Origin of the sequence: Caballeronia calidae, assembly GCF_900044055.2 — a bacterium.
Classification (GTDB): Bacteria; Pseudomonadota; Gammaproteobacteria; order Burkholderiales; family Burkholderiaceae; genus Caballeronia; species Caballeronia calidae.
This window is the reverse complement of sequence record NZ_FCOX02000240.1, coordinates 1-1,925: the sequence shown is the minus strand read 5'-3', so window position 1 is coordinate 1,925 and position 1,925 is coordinate 1. Positions and strand designations below refer to the sequence as shown.

The following is a 1,925-nucleotide window of genomic DNA, read 5'->3' as shown; positions in this document are numbered from 1 at the left end:
CGATCCCTTCAAGGCGCAGGTGGTGCGCTGGCTCGATGCGCACCCGTACAGCGTGCAGCAGATCTTCCAGCGCCTGCTGCCCGCTGCCACACGCAGGACACGGCGCCGCCCTTGCAGCGCTCGACACTTCGAAATCAATCCGGTGCTTGCTTGTATCGAGCTCGACTTGGGTGACCACCCATGGAGCCTGTAGACCCAACGCGGACGTAAATAAAGCTTCAATGGCGTTCTTCACAGCAAGCTCTCTATTCAGATCAAGGCATCACTGTCGGCCAGCTCCCTTTCTTCGCACATCGGCATGCGCTCACTCAGCGCTCAAATGCCGCTCCACGAAATACGCTGGCCAACAGCGCTACCCCATATCCTACCCGATGTCAATTTCCACTTGAAACGGCATAGAGCCCCGCTACGGCCATCGGGCCATGCCGCCCGCCTGTCGGAACGGCAGGCAAGCACTTGAAATCATCCATTTTCGGCGTTCTTTCCCGAGCGTATCATCTTATCCGCATGACCCGCGTCCATCACTGCTATCCGCTTATAGAGTTCTTCCATTTTTTCATTTTTCTCATTCAATTCCTTGCGCTTGGCACCCAATTCATCCATTATTTTTTGCGATTCCAAATCACCCAATGAATCGAGATTCACGTTGAGATTGTCGATTGTTTTTTTGATTGCGACGCATGACTTATTGAGCTGGTGCCATTCCGTCGTCATTTTGCTCTTTTTGAGGCCGAGCTTCTTTTTAAAGTTAAGCTCCATACTAGTCTCCAACTTGAGGATTTCCCCTCGGTTTTTTTTCACCTCGTCATCTAATTTGACCTGGGATTTTGGAGACAATGCGCTTATTTTTTCCTGATACGGCACTCCGTCCTCACCAAGAACATAACGATAATTTTTGGCAAGGTGGCGCTTTGGATTTTTGTCGGTGTATCGGATTTTTTTAATTTGAGAATTTATGAAGGATTCGTTGCCGCGCAACACGATAGTCAGTTGAGGAGCCTCCTCGTTCGGCGAGTGCGCTCGATGATTTTCACTCTTGACGGTGATACAATTTTCGCCAGATCCTTTCACCTGCCGCGTCTCGTCTGAATCACCTAAAATTTTGCGCATCGTGTCTTGAATGGGCTTTTCTTTTTGCTCGAACTTCGCCATGTCAATAAGTTTTTGCACTGTGCCGGGCTCGCAAATAATCATGGCGACCTTATTGCAATTTTCACCATATTTTGATGCGTACGCATGACTTGCCGTAAGGCAACCTTCTTTTCGGATATCCAATTTTTGATTATCAAGTGAATTGAAGAATTCTCCCGCCTCCATGGAACGAAAAAGAATCTCGTCGCCATCTATGGTTCTCACGCCCAACGGACCCATCCCCTTCCCGCCGTTATCAAATTTTATTTCGCCAAACGGGACATAGAGATTCTTAAAATGAGCCTCAACCTCGGCGTAGGCCGACATTGACGACCTCACAAATTTCTCAGCATACTTTTCGAATGTCTTTGCGTCGCCGAGAAAATCTTTTTTCAAGCCGCCCAATGGCCCGATGGACTGATTTTTCGGCTGCTTGCTTGCATCTTTCGAAACTTGCAGGCTAGAAATATCCGTCTCGCTGGTCGATGAATATTTCGTTGTGAATATCCTATTGTCCATAATATAATCCTTAGATTGTTTCAGGCGCGTTTCAAAATTTGGACTTGAGCAGGCAACGATATGTTCAACGTTCATCACCAAGAGGCGAGGATGGGCGATCTGGTCAGCGCGCGCCTGAGATGCGCTTGATTCTCGTTGCGTTAGCGGCAATCATCGATCACCTACCTTTTCTCTGGGCTATCTGCGAAGTCTCGCTAAGGATCGTTACCGAAATAACTTCCCGCTATGCAGCGCTTGTTGAGTAGATGCGGTAGTTCCATGCAGGCAGGGTTGGG

Annotated in this window: 1 protein-coding gene and 1 pseudogene; both read right to left on the bottom strand. The window is 48.6% G+C overall.

The window, feature by feature from the left end:
- Positions 1–61: 61 nt before the first annotated feature.
- Positions 62–235 (bottom strand): annotated as a pseudogene (locus tag AWB78_RS49170) (ISL3 family transposase); the annotation flags it as partial.
- Between the two features lie 227 nt (positions 236–462).
- Positions 463–1,800, bottom strand: a complete 1,338-nt coding sequence (locus tag AWB78_RS42315; RefSeq protein ID WP_157697904.1) for a hypothetical protein — start codon at positions 1,798–1,800, stop codon at positions 463–465.
- Between the last annotated feature and the right edge of the window lie 125 nt (positions 1,801–1,925).